This window comes from Methylomonas sp. MED-D, from assembly GCF_050276835.1.
GTDB lineage: Bacteria > Pseudomonadota > Gammaproteobacteria > Methylococcales > Methylomonadaceae > Methylomonas > Methylomonas koyamae_A.
In genome coordinates, this window is record NZ_CP189965.1 from 2,140,853 (window position 1) to 2,164,336 (window position 23,484).

Sequence of the window (23,484 nt, forward strand, 5' to 3'; positions counted from 1 at the left end):
TGCTCATGTCGCAAAGGTTTGGACGATTCGCTTGCCTGTGTGATAATCCGAACCAATCCGTCAACTTTCGCGATCGAAAACTGAGGAAACCATGGCAAACGACACTTTGCTGGTCAGACATACCGGCACCGGAAGGGAAGTGGAGTATCCATTGTTGCGGGGGACGATGGGTGCGGATTCGGTCGATATTCGCGCATTGCCGCGAGACTTGGGCTGTTTTACCTACGATCCCGGGTTTATCGCGACGTCCAGTTGCAAGAGCAAAATCACCTATATCGACGGCGAAAACGGTATTTTGTTATATCGCGGCTATCCGATAGAGCAGTTGGCCGAACACTGCGAATTCACCGAAGTCGCTTATCTACTGATGAACGGTGAATTACCGAATCAGACCGAGCTTCGCGATTTTAACGAAGAGATCAGCGATAGAGCCATAATCCACGAGTCTCTCCGCAAATTTTTCGACGGTTTTCATTATGACGCGCATCCGATGTCGATGTTGGTCGGCGTGGTGGGATCGTTGTCGGCGTTTTACCACAGCGAGTTGAATATCAAGGATTCGACGCACCGCAAGGTTTGCGCGGCTAGATTAATCGGCAAAATGCCGACAATTGCCGCGGCGTCCTATCGCCACTCGGTGGGGCGTCCCTTTGTTTATCCTCGTATCGACCTGAGCTACTGCGAGAACTTTTTGAACATGATGTTTTCGCGTTCTTCGCAAAACTACATCGACCAAGACCATTACATCGACCCGTATTTGGTCAAGGCCCTGAATTTACTATTTATCTTGCATGCCGACCACGAGCAGAACGCCAGTACCTCGACGGTACGACTGGCCGGCAGCACCGGCGCCAATCCTTATGCGTGCATCGCGGCCGGTATCGCGGCGCTCTGGGGACCGGCTCACGGTGGCGCGAACGAAGCGGTACTCACTATGTTGGCACAAATCGGCAGCGCTGATAACGTTCCAAAATTCATCGCCAAGGCCAAGGATCATGACGATCCCTTCCGTTTAATGGGGTTCGGGCATCGGGTCTATAAGAATTTCGACCCGCGCGCGACGATTATTCGCAAGACCTGTCACGACGTACTGGCGCGTACCCAAAAATCCGATCCGCTGTTCGATTTGGCCTTGGCCCTAGAAGAGCAGGCATTGAACGACGATTATTTTATCGAGAAAAAGCTTTATCCCAATGTGGATTTCTATTCGGGCATTATTTATAAAGCCTTGAACATCCCGGTCGATATGTTTACCGTGATGTTTGCAATTGCTAGGACGGCCGGCTGGGTTGCCCATTGGCTGGAGATGATGGAAGAGCCGGCGCCACCGATTGGTCGACCACGACAGCTCTATATAGGCCCCGCCCGTCGCGATTTCCTGCCTAAAGGCCAACGATCAGGTGATACCCATGTCTGCAACGGATAAGCCGGAGTCCCCGCGACGTAATTCGACTGAGCGGGTCATCGAAATACTTACGCCGCCCGAGAAACAAGGCGAACGACGGGAAATCGGCGGTCCTAAAGGCCCGGAGCCGACTCGCTATGGCGATTGGGAACGCAAGGGCCGTTGCGTGGATTTTTAACCGATACGCCAAGCTTAACGAGGTCAATCATGGCAGTTCATAACCGGCCCTTGTCGCCGCATTTGCAAGTTTACCGTTTGCCTATTACAGGTTTGATTTCGATCACGCATCGAATTACTGGCGTGTTGTTGTCGGGTGCGTTGCTGTTCGCGGTCATAGCCTTATTTGCGATTGCGGCCGGACCTGAACAATACTCCAGTTTTCAAGCGTGCTTGGCTTGGCCGCCATCGCGGTTGGCTTATTGGGGCATTATTTTCGCGCTATATTTTCACCTGTGCCACGGAATTCGGCATTTGATATGGGATGTCGGAAAAACCTTTGAGAAAGCAGCTTTGACGCGTTATGCGGTTATCGAACTAGGTGTCGCTGTCTTGCTGTTTTTAATCACTTTTATTTCTTAATTTGACGAGTACCGCATGGATCAGTCTCTAAGGAACGGTGTCGCCGGCTCGGCGGCAAAAGGGCATCCGGTTCGCCACTGGTTGCATCAACGCCTGACCGCGCTGTTGCTGATACCTTTGACGGTTTGGTTATTGCTCTGGTTCGACAAGTTACCGCACGCATCGCACGCCGAAACCAAAGCTTGGTTGTTACAACCGCTCAATGGGTTGGCAGTGTCGCTCTGGGTGCTTCTGACGGTATACCATGCCGCGCTGGGCATACAGGTGGTGTTGGAAGATTACGTGTCGAATCCGAAGTTGCGCCGAACCGCGATCGGCGCTGTCCATGCGGTATTCGGGATTTTGGGATTGTTGGCTTTGGCTGCGATGGCCATGATTTGGACGGGAAACTGATTAATGGCTGCGGCTTACGAAATTATCGAGCATCAACACGACGTGGTCGTGGTGGGCGCCGGCGGAGCCGGTTTGCGGGCGACATTCGGCATGGTCGAAAAAGGCTTGAAGACGGCATGCATCACGAAAGTGTTTCCGACGCGCAGCCATACCGTGGCCGCGCAGGGCGGTATTAGTGCCGCGCTCGGCAATATGGGCGAGGATGATTGGCGCTTCCACATGTACGATACCGTGAAGGGCTCGGATTGGTTAGGCGATCAAGATGCGATCGAGTACATGTGCCGGGAAGCGATACCGGCGGTCATCGAATTGGAACGTTACGGCGTACCGTTTTCCCGGACCGCCGACGGCAAGATTTACCAACGGGCGTTCGGCGGCATGTCGGTCAATTATGGCAAGGGCCAAGCGCAACGCACTTGCGCGGCCGCCGATGTCACCGGCCACGCGATCTTGCATACCTTGTATCAGCAAGCATTGAAGCACAAGGCGGAATTCTTCGTCGAATACATTGCGCTGGATTTGATTATGGAAGACGGCGAATGTCGCGGCGTATTGGCCTGGTGTCTGGATGACGGTACGATTCATCTGTTTCGCGGTCATCAAACAGTACTGGCCACCGGCGGTTACGGTCGGGCTTACTTTTCGTGTACCTCCGCGCACACGGTGACTGGCGACGGCAACGGCATGGTGCTAAGAGCGGGATTGCCGCTACAGGATATGGAGTTCGTTCAGTTTCACCCGACCGGCATATACGGCGCCGGTTGCTTGATTACAGAAGGCGCGCGCGGCGAGGGCGGTTATTTGACCAACTCGGAAGGCGAACGCTTCATGCCGCGTTACGCGCCGCATGCACACGATTTGGCCTCGCGCGATGTGGTCAGCCGGGCGATCACCGTAGAAATCAATGCCGGTCGCGGGATAGGACCGAAAAAAGACCACGTTCATCTTCATCTGGAGCACCTCGATCCGGCCGTCGTCCACGAGCGATTGCCCGGCATCGCCGAGCTTTCCCGGATATTTGCCGGAGTGGATGTGACCAAGCAGCCGATTCCGGTGTTACCGACGGTACATTACAACATGGGCGGCATTCCGACCAATTATCGAGCCGAAGTCGTGACATTGAAGGATGGCGACCCGGATTACGTTGTTCCCGGTTTGATGGCTATCGGCGAGACCGCTTGCGTATCGGTGCATGGCGCCAATCGCCTGGGCTCCAACTCGCTGCTGGATTTGGTGGTATTCGGCCGGGCGGCGGCCATCCGTTGCACCGAACTGATCAAACCGGGAATGCCGCTGAAGCCGCTGGCGAAAGGGGCTTGCGAGACGGCCCTGGCCCGATTCGATCGAATTCGCCATGGTAATGGTAGCCGGACGACAGCGGAAATCCGCATGGACATGCAAACCACGATGCAATCCAAGGCGGCGGTGTTTCGCACCCAGTCCACGCTCGATGAGGGCATCGCGGCAATGGCGGATATTTCCGAGTCATTCTCGGACGTCAAGCTTGCCGATCGTTCATTGATCTGGAATACCGATCTGGTCGAAACCCTGGAGCTCGACAATTTATTAGGACAAGCTCAGGTGACGATGAACGCCGCGGGGAACCGCCACGAAAGTCGCGGCGGTCATGCGCGGGAAGACTATCCGCTACGGGACGATGAAAACTGGTTGAAACACACGTTGACTTGGCGAGAGAAAAATCGGGTCAAAATCGACTATCGGCCGGTGCATCTGTACACGCTAACCGACGAAGTCGAAGTCGTCGCGCCGAAAGAGAGGGTCTATTAATGGTCGAGTTTGCGCTGCCGAAAAATTCCCAGCCGATGCCTGGCAAACACTTTTCCGCGCCGGGCGCGACGCATGTCCGGGTGTTCGAAATTTATCGCTGGGACCCGGACAGCGGGGATAATCCGCGTATCGATCGTTATGAAATCGACATGGACCATTGCGGACCGATGGTGCTGGATGCCATCTTGAAAATCAAGAACGAAATCGATTCGACACTGGCATTTCGCCGCTCTTGTCGGGAAGGGGTCTGCGGTTCTTGCGCGATGAATATCAACGGCCGAAATACGCTAGCCTGTACCAAGGCGATTGCGGAATATTCGGGCACGATCAAGATTTTTCCTCTGCCGCACATGGCCGTGGTCAAGGATTTAGTGGCCGATATGACCCATTTCTTTGAGCAATATGCGTCGATCAATCCGTGGTTGACGAACAGCGCGGAAGCGCCGGTCGATCACGAACGACTGCAAAGCCGAGACGAACGGGCTAAGCTCGACGGCCTTTACGAGTGTGTATTGTGCGCGTGTTGTTCGACCAGTTGCCCGAGCTATTGGTGGAACAGCGATCGCTACCTCGGGCCCGCGATACTGCTTCAAGCCTATCGTTGGCTGGCGGACAGCCGCGATGACAGTGACGCCGAGCGCTTGGCGCAACTCGACGACGCGTTTAAGGTGTACCGGTGCCACACCATCATGAATTGCACGGATACCTGCCCGAAAGGCTTGAATCCCGCGCAAGCGATTGCCGAAATTAAAAAGCTGTTGGTAGTGCGCGAACGTTAGATGGGCGAAATCGATAAACTGCGTTGGCGGTGTCGGCGCGGTACGCTGGAACTGGATTTGCTGCTGACTCGCTACTTGGATATTGCTTATTCTTCGGCACCTTCGGAGCGACGCCAGGCCTTTTGGCGGCTTTTAGCCTGTGAAGATAGTTTGTTGCTGCGTCTATTCACTAGCGACACGCAGGCGGAAGATCCTGAACTAAGGGCCATTATTGCCGAAATCCGCGCCCTGCCCAACTAGCTTCGCGGTACTTGGCGACCAGGTCGCCGTTCGATGCCGGTCGAGAGACCGGATGCCCGTGTAAAATCCCACATTTGATCTTTTCCGAGTTCGATCGCTCCTACGCGAGCCTTCGGCGTTCATTGATTATTGCGAATGAAAAAAAGCGACTTTTTCTACCACTTGCCCGACGATTTAATCGCCCAGCAACCTTTACCGGAGCGCTGTGCCAGCCGGATGTTGTGCCTGAATAGGTTAACTGGGGAGTTGGGCGATGCTCGATTCCTGAATATCGTTGACCGGCTGACACCGGACGATTTGTTGGTGTTCAACGATACCAAGGTCATACCAGCTCGCTTGTTTGCTGAAAAAGAAACCGGCGGCCGCGTCGAGATCTTGATCGAGCGCATCGAAAACGAACGGCAGGTATTGGCGCACGTCAAAGCGAGTAAATCGCCAAAATCCGGCGCACTGTTGTTGCTGAAAAACGAGGTTTTCTTCAGAGTAGTGGATCGCGAGGGTGACTTGTTTCGCTTGCGATTGGAAGCCGAAAATACCGTTCTGCAGGTGTTGGCCGACATCGGCCATATGCCGTTACCGCTGTATATTCATAGGGCCGACGACGCAAGCGATTTGGATCGGTACCAAACGGTGTTTGCCTGCCGCGCCGGTGCCGTCGCGGCGCCCACCGCCGGTCTGCATTTCGACGAAGCAGTTTTGCTCAGGTTAGCCGAAAAGGGAGTTCAACGCACCTTTGTTACGTTACATGTCGGCAGCGGTACCTTCCGGCCGGTGCGGGTGGAGAATCTCAGCGAACATACGATGCATAAAGAGTTTTTCGAGGTCACCAAGGAATGCGTGGCGGCGGTACGGTACACTCGCGCGCGCGGTGGGCGGGTCGTCGCAATCGGTACAACGGCCGTACGCGCCTTGGAGTCCGCGAGCATCAGCGGTGAACTACAAGCGGGAGTCGGCGAGACCGATTTGTTCATTACGCCGGGTTACCGTTTCAAATCGGTCGATGCCATGTTAACCAACTTTCATTTACCGGAATCGACCTTACTGATGCTGGTCTCCGCCTTCGCCGGATACGAAAACGTAATGGCGGCTTATCGCCATGCGATCACGCAACGTTATCGTTTCTTTAGTTACGGCGATGCGATGTGGCTTGCCTGAGTCCTATCAGCGATTCCAACAAGTTGCCGCATCCAGTGTGGCGCCAGATACGGTTTTCTGGTTCAGATTATCAAGAATCAACGTCCCGCATTTATCGCCGGCTTGCGTGCCTGTCGGTGCCGCTTGTATCGTGTAAGTAGTGGCGGTAGCGGCCGAGAGTGTCAGAAGATAATACGCAGTGCCTGTCGCCGGACTTTGCGAAGCGAACACGGTAGGCGACGGCGAGCCCGTATCGTTAACCGCGCTACTGCCGCAGGCATCGCCGCCGCCGCTGCCGCCGGCGTCGCAGTAACTATTATTGGTCGTGAAGTGTTTTTCCAGCGCACTGGCCAAGCCCAATAGGGCACCCTTGGCATCGGCTCGATGCGACTTCATGACGCTATCCTGGTAGGCGGGGATGGCGATAGCCGCCAAAATGCCGACGATAGCGACGGCAATCATCAGTTCGATCAGGGTGAAGGCTTGTTGTCTGTTCATAAGTAGTTCGCTGGGTGAATGGTCCGATGAAAACGGCGGCTTGCCGTTTTCATCGGCAGTCGAGTTATTGAATTTGCAACCAATATTCTCGGTTTACGGTACCGGTGCCGGTGGTTGGGACCGCGCAACGGTTCCTGACGGTCATGATGTCGCCGGTGGTGCCGGACAGTTCCTTGAACGCCTTGCAATCGGTGGTGCCTGAGCCAGACTCGAGCCAAATCGGAACCTTGGCGATGCCCACCGTGGACTTGACTCCCGTCACGGTATAGTAATTGCCGTTGATCAGGATTTTGTCGCTGTTATTGAAAGTACTGTCGCTATTGATGTCAAACGATGAGTTCGTTGGCGCTCCTCCGGTTAGAAAATCGAGTTCCATTAGCCACGTGTCGCCTCCCGCGTCGCAGGGGTCTGATTTCGGTTGAGTGGTAGCAAAAACCGCTCTGTCGTACTTGATAATCGGCGTGGAGTTGCCACGTTCGCCAGCGGGAAAATCCAGGTGCCAACCACGCTTGCTACTCCAGTCCACGCTATTCGAGGTCGAAACTCTGACGTTAACGCCATAGGCCGTGGTAGTGTCCGTAATGCTCTGTTCCTGCAACTGGGCACGAGTCACCGTGCCCGTCGTGGCACTCGGTTTGTCCCAGATGCCATAGGCTGACTGAACTTGAGTATTCGCCGTGTCGGTGGTGGTCAAATAGCTGCCGGTATTGAATATCACTAATACGCCGCCATCCTGGTGGCCGGCGACCACCGGTGCGGAGGTGATAGGCTGTACTTGGCTGGACGGGTTTATAGCGGTAAACAGCGGTAACTGACTGTTGCTCAATCCCCACGCAGTCGAACTAGTGCTGCTCAAGTCGAATTTCCATAAGTTACCTTGTAAATCGCCAGCGTACACCGCGTCGACGATTTTGTCGTTATCGGAATCGTAAAGATAGGGTGTCGATAAACCATTGCTGGTCGCGGTGTTGGTCGCGATCTTTTTGATTAGGCTACCGTCGCTCAAATTGACGATATAGAGGTAGGCCTTGCCATTACTACTGTTATAGCCGTTTCCAAAAATCGCCGCCCATACGCCGTTATGCAACAAGCCGATTTGCGGCTGACTGAAGGTGTAACCGAGATCTGTCGCGACCGTCGCGTCTAAATCAATATTGCTGGTATTGGGAAATTCCCACATGACCTTGGTCTGATCGAAACTGGTCGGACTGGTAACGTCCAGCGCATAAATGGTTTTACCGCCCTTGCCCAATCCACCGACCAGCACGGTTTTCCATGCGCTGCTCAGATAGGCGTCTCCGGCCTTGGGCGCGCCGTCAACGTAATATTTGTGGACGTAATCCGGATCGGTGAGTTGGTATAAATTTGCGTATACGCCGGCCGGTATGTAGGCGAATAATTCCTTTCCGGAATCGGTTTGGCCTGTATCGGCTTGAAACGCATGCAACATGCCGTCGTTCGCTCCGACGTAGACGACCGGCGTGCGGCTGGCGTTAGTACTGACGTAGCTGGCGTAATTGGATTGCCCGGCAGTCGTGCTCGGTAAAGCGGTATAGCCGAAATCGGTATTTTTGACGTACATCGGATCGGAATTGACGATGTCGCCCAACAACGAGTTTTTTCGCTCGCGGAAGTCGCTGATCGTGGTTGAGCCTCTAAGCCAGTTAAGCCGGTCGGTGCAGCGGCTGTCGTCGCTGTCGAGCGCCGATTTTTGGCTGGCGCTTAGCGTGTCGCAACTGGTGAATTCCACGCCGGCGGTACCGGTATAGGTGTAAATGTCGCGTGCGCCGGCCTCGGGAATCAGGTCGCCGGCGTCCCAAATTTCACTACCGGGCACACCCGTTGTTACATCGATATTCTTGGTCAGAAAATGTCCGGACCAATCGGACGGATTGAACTGGGCCTGATAAAGTTGCGTCGATGTTTCCAGCGCCGTCGAGTTTGCGGCAAGCGCGGCGGCGGTCATACTTTCGTCGGCCACTTCTTCGAGGATGCTATTGAACGCGGTCACGATATCCGAGGAACTCTCGGTTCCGAAAAACTTGCCGCGACTGGCTATAGCCGCATGCCATAGATCGTAAACCTTGGCCGGTGTGGTGCCGACAAAGCCGCTACAGCTCTCGCCATTCTTGGTATAGGGCCAACAATAACGAGATGAGGTGCTGGTAGATGTGGTGCTCGTTGGGCAGGAAGTCCCCGCAACCAAATTATCATAGTCCCCCGCATAGGTACTTCCGCCCCAAATAGGGTAGGGCGACACCAAACTGCCGCTTAAACCTAGGCCGACGGTATAGGTATTTAAGTGCTGCCAAGTAGCGGGGTCATTTTTCGGGTTCAACCATTCGGCGGTAGCCTTAGCGGAAGCGTCGGTTAAACTGGACGGATCCGAGACAATTGGCGAGATTTTGTTGTCTATCCCGCTTTGCAAGTCGTTAGCCCAATAATAAAAGGCAATATCCGCCAAATTGGTGTTTTGACCATCACGGTAGGGTGCTAAAGGTGTCCAACTATAGTTGCTTGACCCATCCGGACCTTTGGGGACACTAGTGGCAGTACTATTGACGTCGGCTATTCCTGAATAGTCTGACGAAGTATCGCCGCACCAGTAGCCGTCGGTCATCATCACATGCGCGCTTCTCCGGCAGGCGTAGTGATTGCCGTCGGTAATTTGCGGATCCTCGGCGTAGGGGTGATGGATATCAACCGTACCCTGGAAATATTTGCCGGCATTGTTTGCCGATTTCAGCAAATAAGTGCCGCCGGAAGCTGGAAATCGCGACAGCCAATAATATAAATCTTGCCGGTGGGTGAGCTCTTCAGTGTCGTAAACCGTGGTCGTGGCGGTTTCGGTCCAGGTAACTACCACACTAGTAATCGTTTGGTCTGATGAAAACGATTGAGATATTGTGATTCGGTAAGATGTGTAGGAATCGTTGTAGGAAGTATCCTTCACGGTATAGTTTTTGCAATACGTCGAATTGCTGCAACTGACAGTAATTTGACTAGAGTTTGCGTTCAAAGGCGAACCCGTTCCGGTTAGCGGGGGGAACGTATTGTCTTGCGCGGAAGGCAGAGTCCGATTGCAGCTAGACAGCTCCAGACGATCATCGCCATCCCGCTGATTAAACTTGACTGTGCAAGTGTATGAATAATCGACCGACGTTTCAGTCTGGCTTAGCACAGTATTTGTGTTTATTGTTCGGGTGACTGCATTTAGGCGCCTGATGCGATTGTCGATATCCTGACCGGGCGAGCCCCAGCCGTCGCAGTTGGTTCCGAAACTATTACAAGAATTGATTGCCTGCCAAGCGACGCGGATATTCCCGCTCATACCCGCGAAACCGGACATGGCACCCGATACCGTCGCTAAGTTTCGGGTTCGGTAATACGAGTACCAATTGGCGAAATTTTGTTTGGCAACGGTGGCTTCGTTAACGCCACTAGTGCTGGCGTCGTCGGTAATAGCCGTAACGTCGACATAGGTATAGCAGTCTTCGTCGGTTAGACCGCCATCCGTACCGGAAGTGACGCAGTTAGTATTGGTGGGAACGAATTTGTAGTAAAACGCCGCGCCTCCGGAAGATGGCGTCGAAACAAAACTCTGACTGCTCGAACTGGGATCATACTCCAGCGTAGGCCGGTAATTGGTGGATAGGTTGACCGTGCCTTTGCTGGTATCGAATCCGTTAATCGGCGCGGCGGTAAAGCTGACGTTTGGATAGCAGGTGCTGGGGTTTGACGAATCTAATTTGCAGTTGCCGCCGTTGTATTTCGGCGGGGGTAGGTATGTATTGGCCGGGTTGTAATACAGCGCGTTGAATGAAGAAGACTTGTAGCGTTTATTGCCGCCGGTTCCAGAAATACCGTCGGGAACGTAAGCCCAAGCCATACTGCCGGAATCGTCCAACGTTAAAACGATATTCGGCGGCATCGTGGCGGTGACGAATAACGGCAAGTCGGAAATGTCCAGGTCTACCGCTAAGGCATTGGCGCTCGCAACCAATAAGGCAACGCTCAAGACCGTTGGAGCGGATTCGAATTTGATTCGGTTCAAAGTATTCATGGCTGGCTCCTGTTCAGTGGCGCGGCGATGTCGGTTTTAGCGCGGAGCAAACCGCGTTGAATTCATACCCGTTTACGGCGGTGGGGTGTAGCTCAGGCCTGCTTGTAAAAGTACCACCGCATTGGTGTCGCCGCCAACGCCGCGCGCGGTCACTCGGTATTGTTCAACGGTGCCGATGTCCGGCAGCTTTTCAATAATATACGTGGCGCTCGCGCCGCTGACGGTAGCGGTCTTATAACTGGCCCAGTTATCGACGTCGCCCCAGTAACTCACATCGTTGGTATGAGTGGGGTTGTTGGCCAAGCCGGCCGGTACCGTGCCAGTCCAGGGTCCGACCCGCCAGGTCGTCAGGGTATTTTCCGCTTGCTTAAGTGCCGCCTCCGCTGCTTGGAATGCTAGGTCGCGATTGCGAGTATTGCCGGCCATGCGTTCTTCCAGACTGCTGGTTTGCATGGCACTACTACCTAACAACATCAACATGATTAAAAAAATCAGCGCGGTAAACAAAACCGCACCGGCTTGTCGTTTGTTGATATTCGGAAAGTCGACGTTCATGGCGATTCCTACAAACGGTTTCTGATCGCTATCGTAGTGGTGAACACCTTACGCAGCTTGGTATCGCTAGAGGTGTACGAACTGCCGTTGAAGGTATAGGTTTGTTGGCCGGATACACCCAGCTCCTCCGACCGGGAGACCATCAACAGGCTAATTCGGATACCCAGGACCTTGGACCAATCGGTGACCGCATTGGCCGCGACGTAACCGTCGATATTCTGATCAGCGGTTGCCGAGGTATCCACACCATAGCTGATCTGCATGTCTTCGACGCCTTCCACCAACTCTTGCGCGGTTCCAGAGTAAGACTCGCGGTACAAGGACGGCTCTCCGGCCGGATTGCTGCCGATATAGTAGGTGTTGGCGCTGAACTCGAACACGCTGGAGTTTGCCGGATAAGTGATCACCGAACCCGTGGACGAACAATTGGCCGGTACTGTTCCGAGTTCGGCGGTGCAGTTGCCTGGACTACTGCCACCATCCGCGTGGGTGATGGTTTTCGAAGATTGATTGACTGCGCTGGCTTGAAAAATCGAGGTATTGCTGGCATTGCTGATAATCACGAGTTGCCCGGCGCTGATCGAATGCGCGTTGGTGAGTGTAATCACGGGCGGACTGGCCGCCGTATTGTGACTGGCGACGATGTATTCGTTGAACTTGTCCGCGCGTATCACCGAAAACGAATCGCCGGCGATGCGCGCGCTGGCGGTCATATCGGAGGGCAGACTAGCTTCGTAGCCTGCTAACGGTTGGGTCAGAAGCTTATGGTTCCACCAAGTTGTCGCAGTGTTCGTGACATCGTTACACTGCGAAGCCGTGCATGAGGCGTAACCAGAAAATCCGGTCATGCGGATATCGCGATCGATCAGTTCGAATGCAAAGCGGGCGTTTTCCTGCATCCTGGAGAGAACTTCCTGAGTCCGAAAACTTTGCCGGCTAGCCAAAAATATCGCGCCAATCGCCGCCAGGATGATCAAACCTATAGTCAGTGAAACCATCAACTCAATCAATGTCGTACCGCGTTGATGTTCTGAAAAAGAGATCGGTATTCGGCTTGAATGCGGGTTCATATCAAACTATTGGTGCTAAAGCTGGTGACGACACCATCGCCGTCGTCGTCCCATTGAATGGTAATCGTGGCAGTGCCGCTGCTGCCAACCGACAGGCTGGCATCGCCTGCTGGGAGCGCTTGGCCGACCAAGGTTTTCCAATCACCCAGATCGGTGCGTAAGGTTGAGCTGCAGTTGGTGAGTTGATTCGGCGAATTGGGTGGAGCGGCACCGAATGCCACGTTACAGTTGCCGCTTATCGCAATCGTACGGCTGAGGCGTAAACGCTCCAGCACGTCATTTGCCAGAAACGTGGCTTGACTGCGCAAAAAAGCGGTGTGATTGTTTTTCAAGGTGGTCGTCAGCATCGCCGCGTAACCCAGTAACCCGATCGCGACTACCAGCATTGTAATCAACACCTCGATCAGGCTGCTGCCGGTGGTTGTCCTGGCGCGACGTATAATCCGTAGAGAAGCGCGATGAGTGGTCATGGACTGCTACAGCTATCCAAGTCGTCAGGGATATTGTTGTTGTCCAAGTCTTCACCTAGGCGAACTCGACCGACCATCGTGACAACGACCAACCGTGCAGTACCGGCTTCAGCGGTGTCGTTCCCGTCGGCGTTGTCGCAAATGGCAAACGAGCCGTTTTTCGATTCTCCGGACGCTTTAAAATAGATATAGTCGGCAACAGTGCCATTTCCACGCAGTGTAAAGCCGGTCGGTAAGGCATCGTAAACTCTTAACAGGCAATCTTCATCAGCCTCGCAAAGCGGGGCGGTATTATCGTCGTTAAAAACATTGGCGTTGGAGCCCGAGCGATCCACATCGACAAAGGTTTGCCAACCACTCTCCCAATTGGTGCCAGTCTTCCTGACGACGACATATTGGCCCCGTTTGATTGCTTCGCTGCGCGCATAATTCAACGCGGCGACAAATTGGTTGGTTGCGCCGGTAAGACGACTATTCCTTACCGCACTGATAAAGCTAGGTATCGCGATTGCACTCAATATACCGGCGATCGTCAGCGTGATCATGAGCTCGATCAACGTGAATCCTCGGTTGTTAGGGTGTGAATAGCGCATTTCGGAAATGGCTCCATGATATCGAGGCGACTCGTTCGGGGAATGGCAGATGGATTGAACTCGGTTGAAGATAGCACAGAATTAAACTTAGTTTTGCGAGTCTCACCGCATAGGAGTTGACTGCGGTGCCGACACCAGCGAGTGCTAGATTTGACTGGGATTCAGTTTAGTTCGGTTTAGATATTCATTTTTTTGTGGTGACTAGAGAGTAGTCTCCAGCGAAATGCCAGCTCCATGATCACGAGCGAGTTCAGTGGAGGCCAACAAAAACCGACGCTCTCACCGACTAAGAAAGTCACTCGCTTCACCAGGCTGTTTTTCGCACTGCGGCGAGAAGACAGCGGGCAACTAAAAAGTCTCTTCTGGGTTATCAATACCGCGACTTAGCAGACTAATATTTGTATACTCCAGCCTGGAAGATGTTGGGATTCTTCAAGTAAAATCAATCGCCTAATCGATTATTCCGGTCCAATTGCTTGGCGTCAGCACCGTGTTTTCTGGCGGACGGCTATTATCCAAATTCGGATAATCCTTGGTGTAATGCAGGCCGCGGCTTTCCTTCCGCTGTTGCGCGCAACGGATGATCAATTCGGCAACGGTGACCAAACTGCGCAGTTCCAATAGGTCGCTGGTCACGCGGAATTGACCGTAGTACTCGGCAATTTCTTCTTTCAGCAACACCAACCGGTTCATGGCGCGTTCGAGACGTTTATTGGTGCGAACGATGCCCACATAGTCCCACATAAAGCGCCTGAGCTCGTCCCAGTTATGGGCGATCACGACTTCCTCGTCGGAATCGCCGACTTGCGATTCGTCCCAATCCGGCAGGGCGGGCGGCATCGGAATAGCATCGAAGCAATGGCGAATATCCTGGTTGGCTTGCTCTGCGAAAACCAAGCACTCGAGCAGGGAGTTACTAGCCATCCGGTTAGCACCGTGCAAGCCGGTGCAAGCGACTTCGCCGACTGCGTATAGGCCTGGAATGTCGGTGCGGGCATTGGCATCCGTCAATATACCACCACAGGTGTAATGAGCGGCGGGGACTACCGGTATCGGTTGCTGACTGATGTCGATGTCCAGCTCCAGGCATTGGGTATAAATTGTTGGGAAATGTTTTTGGATGAATTCCCGCGATTTATGACTGATGTCCAGATAAATGCAATCGATACCGTGTTTCTTGATTTCGTTATCAATGGCGCGGGCGACGATGTCGCGCGGGGCCAGTTCCAAGCGGGCGTCGTAACGTTGCATGAAACGCTCGCCATTCGGCAGAATTAAATGACCGCCTTCGCCGCGCACCGCTTCGCTGATTAGGAACGAACGTGCGCTGGGGTGATAGAGACAAGTCGGGTGAAATTGCATGAATTCCATGTTGGCGACCCGGCAGCCGGCCCGCCATGCCAGCGCGATGCCGTCGCCTGTGGAGATATGCGGATTGGTGGAATAGAGGTAGACTTTGTTTGCGCCGCCGGTGGCAAGTACCACCACTCTCGCGGCGATAGACAAAATATGGCCGGTTTGGCTGTTCAAAACATAGGCACCGCAGACCCGTCGCTCGGTTAGTCCCAATTTGTCGGTGGTGATCAGTTCGACAACATTATGATTTTCCAACAACGTCACGTTGGGATGCGCCTTGGCGCGGTCGATCAACGACAACGAGACGGCTTTGCCGGTAGCATCGTCACTGTGTACGATGCGACGGTGCGAATGGCCGCCTTCGCGGTTCAAATGCAATTGCTTTTCGCCGTTAGCGGTGTTTTCCTCGGTGAAGCTGACCCCTTGGCGGCATAGCCATTCAATGCTTTCGCGACCTTGGGAAACCGTCAATCGGACGATATCTTGATCGCAAAGATCGGCTCCGGCGATCAAGGTATCCTCGATATGAGACTCTATGGAATCATGCTGATCGTCAAACACCGCCGAAATGCCGCCTTGAGCGTAATAAGTGCTACATTCGGTCAGTGCGAATTTGGCAAGAACCGCCACTTTATAAGTATCGGCAAGGCGGAGGGCCAAGCTTAAACCGGCGCCACCGCTGCCGGCGATCAGAATGTCGTAATAGGGATGGCGGGAATTTCCTGGGCGTTGGTCTGTCAAGGCGGTCTATGTAAGCAAAAATGACGAGAGCGCGGCGGCGGAATCGGTGAAAATCCGGGCATTCCGGCGAGGCGGCGCATGAGCCGGAAAATCATATCTTGTTTTAAGGGTGCGGTAATTTTTTTTGTATTGCCAGAACTAATGATGTTTAATTCTGTCCACTTTTATATCAAAACAGAGCAGTGAACGAGCAAGTAAGGCAGACCGAGGATTTGGACCAAGATCTAGTGCAACGCGTGCAGCAAGGCGATAAATCCGCCTTCGATCTCTTGGTGATCAAATACCAACATAAAATCGTCCATCTGGTGAACCGTTACGTCAAAGATCCCAGCGAGGCGCAGGACGTAGCTCAGGATACCTTCATTAAGGCATATCGGGCGTTGGGCGATTTTCGCGGCGAAAGCGCTTTTTACACTTGGCTGTACCGGATCGCCATCAATACCGCGAAAAACTACCTGCTGTCCCGTTCCAGACGCCATTTTGACTATGAAGTCGATGTTCAAGATGCCGAGCAGGTTGAAAATGCTCCGCAATTGAAGGATATCGAAACGCCGGAAAGCGTCTTAGCCAACGAACAAATTGTTCGAGTAATACGCTCGGCGATCGAAAATTTGCCCGAGGAAATGCGGATCGCGATCACGCTACGCGAGTTCGAAGGCATGAGCTACGAGGAAATCGCCATCGCGATGGATTGCCCGATCGGTACGGTGCGATCCAGGATTTTCCGGGCGCGGGAAGCGATAGAACAAAAACTTAACCCATTGCTCGACTAAAGGTATTTCGATGCAAGACCAACTTAACGAAAAAATTTCTCAATTGGTGGACGACGATCTGGCCAACGGCGAAGCGTTGCGACTCCTGCAGCGCCTACGCCACGACGACGAACTCGGCGCGAAATTGCGACATTACCAGATCATCGGAGAGGCATTTCGTAGCGACGAATGTATCGTGCTGCGTAAAGATTTCGCCGACCGCATACACAGCGAAATTCGAGCCGAGCCCATTTATCTCTTACCTCGCAAAAAACCGGTCCTTAACTGGCGGAAAGCCTCGCTGGCGATAGCGGCTTCGGCCGTATTGGCGGTTGTTTGGATGGCCAGTTACATGAACTCAAACCAGCCTGCCAAAATTGGCGGCGTAGAAATGATCGCGCAACGCCAAATCCCCGCCGGCGAGATGCACGCCCGCTTCAAGGAATATCTGCAAGCTCACGATAACTCTTTGTATGTGAACAGCGAGCCGCGTCAGCAGCCCTATACCCGCGTTGTAGGCTACCAACAGGAATGATGGCGTGAAAGTAATAGCGGTGTTTCTGTTTTGGGTGGTTTGCCAAACCGTCCGAGCCGACGATGTGGCCGGCGGTGCCCTGAAATGGCTGGAAAATATGAGTCTCGCGATGAAGACCCTCAGTTTTCAAGGTACGATCATCTTCATGAAGAACGGCCAACTCGACACGATGAAGTACCATCATCTGGTTGAGAACGGCGTCGAGCAAGAACGTTTGACTTCCCTGAATTCGCCGATGCGGGAAGTCGTCCGAAAGTCCAACGAAGTGACCTGCATTTTTAAGGAAACCCAACAAAAAATCGTCAATCATCACCCGTTGGATAGTTCCTTTATTATCAACATGCCGCGGAATACCGCGGGCCTGGAAAAAAATTATCAACTAGGTTTGGAGGGGCAGGAAGCGGTTGCCATGCTCCCAACCCAAATCGTCACGATTCAACCCAAGGACGATCTGCGCTACATCCGTAAGATCTGGATCGACACCCAGTTCTATCTGCCGTTAAAAGTGGAAGTGTACAACCTGGACGGCACCACGCTGGAACAAGTGGTGTTTACCGATCTCAGCAGGGACGGTGTCGGCACGGCGACCCCCGCTGCGGTCACCGGCGACGACAGTCGGTTCCACACCAAACATATCCATACCAGTCAGGCCGAGCCGCTGGAGCAAGCGCCTTTCGAACTCAAACAATGGCCACCCGGCTTCGAACCGGTGTTTTTCATCCGCAATTCAATCGAAAAGTCCGGCAAAGCGGTGGATCATTTGTTGATTAGCGACGGTTTCGCAACGGTTTCGGTTTATCGAGAAGCTAAGGAAGCGCAAGGCATCGAAGGTTTGCATACGCTCGGTTCCGTGAATTCGGTCAGTCGAATCCTTGGAGAACAACAAATCACCGTTCTCGGCGAAGTGCCCGCCAAAACCGTCGAAATGATCGCCGCCGGTATTGTGTTGCGGTAAACGCGCGAATTCGTTTTTCTTTGTAAATTTGGAGCTTACATGCTGAATAGGCTGTTTTTCGGAGTCTTGATCTACTATGCGTCGGCCTTTGCCGCCGCCCATGCGCAATTGCCGGACTTTACCGAGATGGTAAAAACCAACGGCGACGCTGTCGTCAACATCAGCACCACGCAAAAATCCACCGACCCGCAAGCCGACGGCGACCAACAGCCAATTCCGCAGGATGTGCCGCCTGAAATGGAAGAATTATTCCGGCGCTTCTTTCAGGGACCGGGACGCGGTTACACCCCCCGCGAAACCAATTCGCTGGGTTCCGGCTTCATCATATCCCGCGACGGTTATTTGCTGACGAATCACCACGTGGTTAATAACGCGTCGGAAATCGTCGTTAAGCTCAAGGATCGCCGCGAATTGATCGCGAAATTGATCGGCTCCGACGAAAGCACGGACGTCGCATTGCTGAAAGTCGATGCCAAGGACTTGCCTGTCGTCGAAATCGGTGCCCCGGAGCAATTACAGGTTGGCGAATGGGTCTTGGCGATCGGTACGCCGTTCGGCTTCGATCAATCGGTCACCGCGGGCATTGTCAGCGCCAAAGGGCGTAGTCTGCCAGACGGCAACTATGTGCCGTTCATTCAAACCGACGTGGCAATCAACCCGGGCAACTCCGGTGGACCGTTGTTTAATATGCAGGGTAAGGTGGTCGGCATAAATTCGCAGATTTATAGCCGATCCGGCGGCTACATGGGATTGTCGTTCGCGATTCCGATCGATGTCGCGATGAACGTGGTCGAGCAAATCAAAAGCAAGGGTAAAGTCTCGCGCGGCTGGTTGGGCGTCCAGATTCAAGACGTCAACCGCCAGTTGGCCGAATCCTTCGGCATGGATAGGCCGCACGGCGCGTTGGTCGCCAAGGTCGTGCCGGGCGGACCGGCGGAAAAAGCCGGCCTGCAAATCGGCGACATCATCGTCGAATTCAACGGCCACGTCATCGAAACCTCCGGCGAATTGCCGCCCCGCGTCGGCGTGACCCCTATTGACGAAAAGGCCAAGGTCAAGATCATTCGTCACGGCGAACAACAGGATATCAGCGTCAAAATAGGTTTATTGCCGGCGCAAAACACCGCTGCGTTATCGAACGCGCCGACCGCCGCCGAAACGCAGATCAACCGCTTGGGCATTGTGGTGGCCGACTTGACCAGCGAACAGCGTCAACAAGCTCAGGTCGAAAAAAACGGTGTGTTGGTACAAAAGGTCAATAAAGGTATCGCGTTGGATGCCGGTATTCAGCCGGGCGACATTATTCTGCGAATCCAAAACACCGTCATCCGCGATTCGGCGGATTTCAACAGCGTGATCACCAAACTGCCGGCCGAGAAATCGATCGCGGTCCTTGTCCAACGTAACGGTAACCCGGTATTCTTAGCGTTTAAGATAGACAAGTGATCTGATTGAGGTGACTCAATGGCTACGGCAAGCAATGTGACGCAATTGATTGGCAACACGCCGCTGTTGAAGCTGCAAAAAGTGGTTGCCGAGCACTCCTCGACGGTTTACGTAAAGCTGGAGTCTCGTAACCCCGGCGGCTCGGTTAAGGACCGGATCGGCATGGCGATGATCCAGGCGGCCGAGCGATCGGGGCACTTGAAGACCGGCGGCACGATTGTCGAGCCCACCTCGGGTAATACCGGTATCGCGCTGGCCATGGTCGGCGCGGCGCGCGGCTATCGCTGCATTTTGACGATGCCGGAGACCATGTCGGTCGAACGTCGGCAGTTGCTGGCCTTGTACGGCGCCGAGATTGTCCTGACGCCGGGCAGTGAAGGCATGAAGGGCGCAATCGCTAAAGCCTGGGAAATCGTTGAACAAACGCCTGGCGCGTTTATGCCGCAGCAATTCGAAAATCCCGCCAACCCGGAAGTGCATCGACAAACCACCGCTCAGGAAATCTGGTCGGCGACCGACGGATTGGTTGATGCTTTCGTCTGTGGTGTCGGTACCGGCGGTACCATCTCCGGCGTTGCCGACGTCATCAAGAACCGGAATCCCAAGTTTTTGGCGATTGCGGTCGAGCCGGCCGAATCGCCGGTCATTTCCGGCGGCAGTCATGGTCCGCATAAAATTCAAGGCATCGGCGCCGGTTTCGTACCGAAGAACTTGGATGTCGATTTACTGGACGGCATTGAGCTGATCAGCACCGAGCAGGCGATGGCCATGCGCAAACGTCTAATCGGCGAAGAGGGCATCATGGTCGGCATCTCTTCCGGCGCCAGTATTTGCGCGGCACTACGGGTGGCCGAGCGCTTGGGGCCGAACAAATCCGTCGTCACTATCGCCCACGATACCGGCGAACGCTATCTGAGCATGGGCTGAACCGGTTCGCCGGCCGCCGTTAATCCGTTTCCCGAGACCTATGGCGGACATCAAACTTAAATCGCGCTCCGGCGGTCTGGGCTATCTGATCAACCGCATCCAGACGCTGTTCGTCAGCATGTTGCGGATCTGGACGATACCCATCGTGTTGATGTTGAGCCTTTCGTCCGGATTCACCACTTACTACGGCCTGTCCCATTTTATTACGCCGTGGATCGCGTTGGTCATTACCATCGCGATTCAATCCATCATCGTCATCTGCTCGTTGGAAATCGCCGGTATCCATTGGAAAGCCAACCGGATGCGATTTTTCAGCGTCGTCGCGTCGTTGACGATAGCCTTGGCGGCGTCGGTGACGTTCTCTTATTTCAAGTTTTACGAGATTTCCGAAGCAGAAACCCTGCACATCAATCGTTTGCATCAGTTGCGCGAGCAAACCAAAACATACCTGGATGCGGTATTGCAGCTCAAGGCCCGCGTACTACAACAGCAAAAACAGGCGCTGGACCAAGCGTCGCTGGACGTGTCGCAAGCTTATTTCGGCACGCACAATCAAATTGCCCCCGGCTATAAAAACCAAGTGGGTGAAGGTCCGTTTTGGCGGCATTACAACCAGCTCTACCAGGAGAAGAAACAGCGCTTCCAGCAACAGGAACAAGCATTTGCGGCGCTGGACGCACCTCTGCGAGAATTGCAAGTCCATTTGAACGAATTGGACGTGACACGCGACGTCGAAACTACCTACGGATTGTTCCTGAAAAGCTATCAGGACCTGCAAGCTGGAATCAACCAGATTGTTGGCGGCATGGGCGAGGCCTTGCCGGACGCGCCGCTGGTGATGACTTACAAGCAGTTCACCGAGGAAGTCAAACCGTCGTTCGCGATGTGGCGCGGCTTCTCGTGGTTTGCCTTCGTCTGCGCGGCAATGGTGGATTTCTTCACGGTGTTGCTGTCCTACCGCCTGGAATTTACCGCGCCGGGACCGTTAACCGAGCAGGAGGAAGAACTGGTCTTCGAATGTTTGCGCCAGTTCAGCGAATTTCGGATCAACGCAAACGACGAATTGGAAATGGTCATCGAAAAATCCGATCTGGAAAAGGCTCGGCGTTATTCGGATTGGTCGCGGATGTTCGTCGTCGGTTTATTGCTCAGTCGGGGTTTTCTGCGCAAGGTCGACGAGCGCACCGTCGAATTCGCCCCCAATCTCTATCCGCTGATCGCCGAAAAAATGTCCGCCAAGATCGCCGCGATCAAGCAAAAAGCCGCGCAAGCCGGCGCCGGGGCGGGCGATGGCTAACGAGCAGTCTGAACTCGACGCATGGTTGACCGGCGCCGATTTGGCCGACGGCGATCCCGCCGATGCGATGCCCTGGGTGGCCGATTTCGATCCCGATCGGCAAATGGTGTTGCGTCGCTTGGGGCCTTACCAAAAATATTACCCACGCCCCAAGCGCTTCATCAAACGTTTTTATCACCGTTTGTACCCGTTAGCGATTGCCTACTGGCCGCAGCGCAAACAGATCAAACTGTTCGACGAATTTTGCACGCTGGATTTACGTTTGGAGTTGCGCTTTCAGGCGACTTTCGACTACGCGATGAAGAATCTGGACCGTTTGGAGCATCTGAACGAGCATATCAAACAACGTTATGCCGACATCGTCGAAGACGTCGTACAACGTGAACTAACCAATCTGGCCGACGGCGCCTGGATACAAAACGGCCTGAACGCTGTCGAAGCGCGGATGGCGTTGGCCTTAGCCGAGACTTTCGTGCAACAAAGCCTACAAGCGCAGGCGATGTGCCGAATCGACGTCGAGTTTAGCGAATTCGAATCGGTGAAATTGGGTCGGGACAGCGTCTATCTGAACGTGCTGCGCAAGACCTACGAGTTCAACCGCGACCGAACCTTGGAACTGGCCCGTCAGCAACGCTTGCTGGAGCAAGAGGAAATCGTCGAACGCCGCCGCCAGTTGGAGCATCTGGCGCAAACGGCCGAATTGGACTTGCAAGCCCAGGCCATCGAAGCCGACAAACAATGCCGCTTGTTGGCGGCCCAACAGGATCAATTGGCGGAACAACTGGCGCTGGAAAAACGCTTGCAAGCCGAACGCCTGCGTCACGAAATGGAATTGCAGGAAATGCGCCAGGAAGCCGAATTGCGCAGCCAGGAAAAACAAGCGGCGCGCCGGCGATTGGCCGAAAGCCTACATCTGGCCGACCAATTGGCGCATCAGGCCGCGCAGCACGAAAAACAGGTCGCCGCCGACATTCAGCGGCGGCTGAGGGAGCAACATTTACGGCAAACCAGCCTACTTAACGACGAGGGACTGAATCATGACAACCAGACCGAATAAGCTCATTTTTACCCGCTTTCTAGCCCTGATATTGTTGGCTCTGACCGGCGCCTGTGCGACGACCCCGCAGCCGTTGCGGTTTCGTACCGAGATCGATGCCTTGACCGCCGCCGACGTACAGTCCGTCGCCGGCAAGCGTTACGTCATCCTGCCCGGCAATACCGACGGCAACCCGCAAGACTTACAATTCATCGAGTTCGCCGGGTATATAGAAAAAATCTTGAACAATCGCGGTTACCTCAAGGCCGATAAGCCGCAAAACAGCGATTTGGTGATGTTTTTAAGCTACGGCGTCGGATCGCCGGAGTCGCGGCAATTGGCATATGACGTGCCGATGTGGAACGACTTCTATCCTTACGGTCCCTACGGCATGGGCATGTACCGTTATTACCGGGGTTACTATCCCGGTTGGGGCGTCGGCGGTTATAGTCAGCGCGTGGAATCCTATACTACCTTCCGGCGCTATTTGTTGTTGGAAGCTTGCGAGACCGCCACGTATCTGCAAAGCGGGCAACGCAAACAAATCTGGCGCGCCAATGTGCAAAGTAGCGGTCTCAGCAACGACTTGCGGTTGGTTTTCCCTTATTTGGCGGCGGCAATGCAACCTTATCTCGGCACCAACACCGGCCATATGGTCACGGTCGACATCGACGAATCCGATCCCTTAGTCGGCAGTTTATTGGGGCCGTTTCGCGGCACCGGGATTACACCGCAACCCAACAGCGTCGGTCGTTAGCTCTTCGACCGGCTCCGGCTTGACTTCCCGATAGGCTAGCGCCAGACTTGTCAACCCCGGTGTAGGTAACATCGGGGTAATTCAGGGACTATCAAAAACGACAATCGGGAGCCTA

General features: G+C 54.1%; 23 protein-coding genes. 16 read left to right on the forward strand and 7 right to left on the reverse strand.

Annotated features, from left to right (window positions below):
* The first annotated feature begins 91 nt into the window (after window positions 1-91).
* From ACQE3E_RS09490 to queA, 8 genes are all read left to right on the forward strand, one after another.
* Window positions 92-1,426: a citrate synthase gene (locus tag ACQE3E_RS09490; protein WP_064026633.1), complete on the forward strand. Its 1,335-nt coding sequence runs from the start codon at window positions 92-94 to the stop codon at window positions 1,424-1,426.
* On the forward strand, window positions 1,410-1,583 hold the full coding sequence (locus ACQE3E_RS09495) for a DUF1674 domain-containing protein (protein ID WP_168031451.1): 174 nt from the start codon (window positions 1,410-1,412) through the stop codon (window positions 1,581-1,583). Before ACQE3E_RS09490 ends, ACQE3E_RS09495 begins: the two co-directional genes overlap by 17 nt.
* Entirely contained in the window at window positions 1,568-1,984 is a 417-nt protein-coding gene (gene sdhC / locus ACQE3E_RS09500) for a succinate dehydrogenase, cytochrome b556 subunit (RefSeq protein ID WP_368086610.1), read from the forward strand. Before ACQE3E_RS09495 ends, sdhC begins: the two co-directional genes overlap by 16 nt.
* A gap of 15 nt (window positions 1,985-1,999) precedes the next feature.
* A complete protein-coding gene (gene sdhD / locus ACQE3E_RS09505; RefSeq protein ID WP_427501549.1) occupies window positions 2,000-2,377 on the forward strand; it encodes a succinate dehydrogenase, hydrophobic membrane anchor protein in 378 nt (125 codons plus the stop codon).
* Window positions 2,378-2,380: 3 nt separating this feature from the next.
* On the forward strand, window positions 2,381-4,165 hold the full coding sequence (gene sdhA, locus ACQE3E_RS09510; protein ID WP_427501550.1) for a succinate dehydrogenase flavoprotein subunit: 1,785 nt from the start codon (window positions 2,381-2,383) through the stop codon (window positions 4,163-4,165).
* Window positions 4,165-4,944, forward strand: coding sequence for a succinate dehydrogenase iron-sulfur subunit (locus ACQE3E_RS09515; RefSeq protein WP_071159588.1), 780 nt, complete (start codon window positions 4,165-4,167; stop codon window positions 4,942-4,944). The genes sdhA and ACQE3E_RS09515 overlap by 1 nt, the downstream gene beginning before the upstream one ends.
* Complete coding sequence (locus ACQE3E_RS09520; protein ID WP_071159586.1) at window positions 4,945-5,184, forward strand: succinate dehydrogenase assembly factor 2; 240 nt, start codon at window positions 4,945-4,947, stop codon at window positions 5,182-5,184.
* A 135-nt stretch (window positions 5,185-5,319) separates the two neighbouring features.
* Window positions 5,320-6,339 (forward strand): tRNA preQ1(34) S-adenosylmethionine ribosyltransferase-isomerase QueA, encoded by a 1,020-nt coding sequence (gene queA, locus ACQE3E_RS09525; RefSeq protein WP_427501551.1) that lies wholly within the window; start codon window positions 5,320-5,322, stop codon window positions 6,337-6,339.
* A 6-nt stretch (window positions 6,340-6,345) separates the two neighbouring features.
* On the opposite strand, the gene ACQE3E_RS09530 is transcribed toward queA, so the two are convergent.
* The 7 genes from ACQE3E_RS09530 to nadB form a co-directional block, all read right to left on the reverse strand.
* Window positions 6,346-6,816, reverse strand: a complete 471-nt coding sequence (locus tag ACQE3E_RS09530; RefSeq protein WP_427501552.1) for a type IV pilin protein — start codon at window positions 6,814-6,816, stop codon at window positions 6,346-6,348.
* 64 nt (window positions 6,817-6,880) lie between these two features.
* Window positions 6,881-10,879: a pilus assembly protein gene (locus ACQE3E_RS09535; RefSeq protein WP_313728235.1), complete on the reverse strand. Its 3,999-nt coding sequence runs from the start codon at window positions 10,877-10,879 to the stop codon at window positions 6,881-6,883.
* A gap of 72 nt (window positions 10,880-10,951) precedes the next feature.
* Window positions 10,952-11,434 (reverse strand): pilus assembly PilX family protein, encoded by a 483-nt coding sequence (locus ACQE3E_RS09540; protein WP_313728234.1) that lies wholly within the window; start codon window positions 11,432-11,434, stop codon window positions 10,952-10,954.
* 8 nt (window positions 11,435-11,442) lie between these two features.
* On the reverse strand, window positions 11,443-12,504 hold the full coding sequence (locus ACQE3E_RS09545; RefSeq protein WP_313728232.1) for a PilW family protein: 1,062 nt from the start codon (window positions 12,502-12,504) through the stop codon (window positions 11,443-11,445).
* A complete protein-coding gene (gene pilV, locus ACQE3E_RS09550; protein WP_064026612.1) occupies window positions 12,501-12,974 on the reverse strand; it encodes a type IV pilus modification protein PilV in 474 nt (157 codons plus the stop codon). The genes ACQE3E_RS09545 and pilV overlap by 4 nt, the downstream gene beginning before the upstream one ends.
* A complete protein-coding gene (locus ACQE3E_RS09555; RefSeq protein WP_064026610.1) occupies window positions 12,971-13,567 on the reverse strand; it encodes a GspH/FimT family pseudopilin in 597 nt (198 codons plus the stop codon). Before ACQE3E_RS09555 ends, pilV begins: the two co-directional genes overlap by 4 nt.
* A gap of 450 nt (window positions 13,568-14,017) precedes the next feature.
* Complete coding sequence (gene nadB / locus ACQE3E_RS09560) at window positions 14,018-15,664, reverse strand: L-aspartate oxidase (protein WP_313728231.1); 1,647 nt, start codon at window positions 15,662-15,664, stop codon at window positions 14,018-14,020.
* Between the two features lie 182 nt (window positions 15,665-15,846).
* Here nadB and rpoE point away from each other — a divergent pair, with 182 nt between their 5' ends.
* Genes rpoE through ACQE3E_RS09600 form a run of 8 tightly spaced genes read left to right on the forward strand, consistent with a single transcriptional unit; the run spans window position 15,847 to window position 23,369 of the window.
* Window positions 15,847-16,437: an RNA polymerase sigma factor RpoE gene (gene rpoE, locus ACQE3E_RS09565; protein ID WP_064026608.1), complete on the forward strand. Its 591-nt coding sequence runs from the start codon at window positions 15,847-15,849 to the stop codon at window positions 16,435-16,437.
* Between the two features lie 10 nt (window positions 16,438-16,447).
* On the forward strand, window positions 16,448-16,951 hold the full coding sequence (locus ACQE3E_RS09570; protein WP_313728230.1) for a sigma-E factor negative regulatory protein: 504 nt from the start codon (window positions 16,448-16,450) through the stop codon (window positions 16,949-16,951).
* Window positions 16,952-16,955: 4 nt separating this feature from the next.
* Window positions 16,956-17,906, forward strand: coding sequence for a MucB/RseB C-terminal domain-containing protein (locus ACQE3E_RS09575; RefSeq protein ID WP_313728229.1), 951 nt, complete (start codon window positions 16,956-16,958; stop codon window positions 17,904-17,906).
* A 39-nt stretch (window positions 17,907-17,945) separates the two neighbouring features.
* Window positions 17,946-19,352 carry a DegQ family serine endoprotease gene (locus tag ACQE3E_RS09580; protein ID WP_064026605.1) on the forward strand — a complete coding sequence of 469 codons (1,407 nt, stop codon included), beginning with the start codon at window positions 17,946-17,948 and terminating at the stop codon, window positions 19,350-19,352.
* An 18-nt stretch (window positions 19,353-19,370) separates the two neighbouring features.
* Window positions 19,371-20,279, forward strand: coding sequence for a cysteine synthase A (gene cysK, locus ACQE3E_RS09585; protein ID WP_313728228.1), 909 nt, complete (start codon window positions 19,371-19,373; stop codon window positions 20,277-20,279).
* A 40-nt stretch (window positions 20,280-20,319) separates the two neighbouring features.
* Complete coding sequence (locus ACQE3E_RS09590) at window positions 20,320-21,576, forward strand: hypothetical protein (protein WP_427501553.1); 1,257 nt, start codon at window positions 20,320-20,322, stop codon at window positions 21,574-21,576.
* Window positions 21,569-22,633, forward strand: a complete 1,065-nt coding sequence (locus tag ACQE3E_RS09595; protein WP_427501554.1) for a hypothetical protein — start codon at window positions 21,569-21,571, stop codon at window positions 22,631-22,633. Before ACQE3E_RS09590 ends, ACQE3E_RS09595 begins: the two co-directional genes overlap by 8 nt.
* Window positions 22,614-23,369 carry a hypothetical protein gene (locus tag ACQE3E_RS09600; RefSeq protein ID WP_064026598.1) on the forward strand — a complete coding sequence of 252 codons (756 nt, stop codon included), beginning with the start codon at window positions 22,614-22,616 and terminating at the stop codon, window positions 23,367-23,369. The genes ACQE3E_RS09595 and ACQE3E_RS09600 overlap by 20 nt, the downstream gene beginning before the upstream one ends.
* Window positions 23,370-23,484 lie beyond the last annotated feature (115 nt).

What these genes read in the sequence shown, in the direction of transcription:
- ACQE3E_RS09490 (WP_064026633.1), top strand. Translation starts at nt 92, where the DNA reads ATGGCAAACGACACTTTGCTGGTCAGACATACCGGCACCGGAAGGGAA.
- ACQE3E_RS09495 (WP_168031451.1), top strand. Translation starts at nt 1,410, where the DNA reads ATGTCTGCAACGGATAAGCCGGAGTCCCCGCGACGTAATTCGACTGAG.
- sdhD (WP_427501549.1), top strand. Translation starts at nt 2,000, where the DNA reads ATGGATCAGTCTCTAAGGAACGGTGTCGCCGGCTCGGCGGCAAAAGGG.
- sdhA (WP_427501550.1), top strand. Translation starts at nt 2,381, where the DNA reads ATGGCTGCGGCTTACGAAATTATCGAGCATCAACACGACGTGGTCGTG.
- ACQE3E_RS09515 (WP_071159588.1), top strand. Translation starts at nt 4,165, where the DNA reads ATGGTCGAGTTTGCGCTGCCGAAAAATTCCCAGCCGATGCCTGGCAAA.
- ACQE3E_RS09520 (WP_071159586.1), top strand. Translation starts at nt 4,945, where the DNA reads ATGGGCGAAATCGATAAACTGCGTTGGCGGTGTCGGCGCGGTACGCTG.
- queA (WP_427501551.1), top strand. Translation starts at nt 5,320, where the DNA reads ATGAAAAAAAGCGACTTTTTCTACCACTTGCCCGACGATTTAATCGCC.
- ACQE3E_RS09530 (WP_427501552.1), bottom strand. Translation starts at nt 6,816, where the DNA reads ATGAACAGACAACAAGCCTTCACCCTGATCGAACTGATGATTGCCGTC.
- ACQE3E_RS09535 (WP_313728235.1), bottom strand. Translation starts at nt 10,879, where the DNA reads ATGAATACTTTGAACCGAATCAAATTCGAATCCGCTCCAACGGTCTTG.
- ACQE3E_RS09540 (WP_313728234.1), bottom strand. Translation starts at nt 11,434, where the DNA reads ATGAACGTCGACTTTCCGAATATCAACAAACGACAAGCCGGTGCGGTT.
- ACQE3E_RS09545 (WP_313728232.1), bottom strand. Translation starts at nt 12,504, where the DNA reads ATGAACCCGCATTCAAGCCGAATACCGATCTCTTTTTCAGAACATCAA.
- pilV (WP_064026612.1), bottom strand. Translation starts at nt 12,974, where the DNA reads ATGACCACTCATCGCGCTTCTCTACGGATTATACGTCGCGCCAGGACA.
- ACQE3E_RS09555 (WP_064026610.1), bottom strand. Translation starts at nt 13,567, where the DNA reads ATGCGCTATTCACACCCTAACAACCGAGGATTCACGTTGATCGAGCTC.
- ACQE3E_RS09570 (WP_313728230.1), top strand. Translation starts at nt 16,448, where the DNA reads ATGCAAGACCAACTTAACGAAAAAATTTCTCAATTGGTGGACGACGAT.
- ACQE3E_RS09580 (WP_064026605.1), top strand. Translation starts at nt 17,946, where the DNA reads ATGCTGAATAGGCTGTTTTTCGGAGTCTTGATCTACTATGCGTCGGCC.
- cysK (WP_313728228.1), top strand. Translation starts at nt 19,371, where the DNA reads ATGGCTACGGCAAGCAATGTGACGCAATTGATTGGCAACACGCCGCTG.
- ACQE3E_RS09590 (WP_427501553.1), top strand. Translation starts at nt 20,320, where the DNA reads ATGGCGGACATCAAACTTAAATCGCGCTCCGGCGGTCTGGGCTATCTG.
- ACQE3E_RS09595 (WP_427501554.1), top strand. Translation starts at nt 21,569, where the DNA reads ATGGCTAACGAGCAGTCTGAACTCGACGCATGGTTGACCGGCGCCGAT.
- ACQE3E_RS09600 (WP_064026598.1), top strand. Translation starts at nt 22,614, where the DNA reads ATGACAACCAGACCGAATAAGCTCATTTTTACCCGCTTTCTAGCCCTG.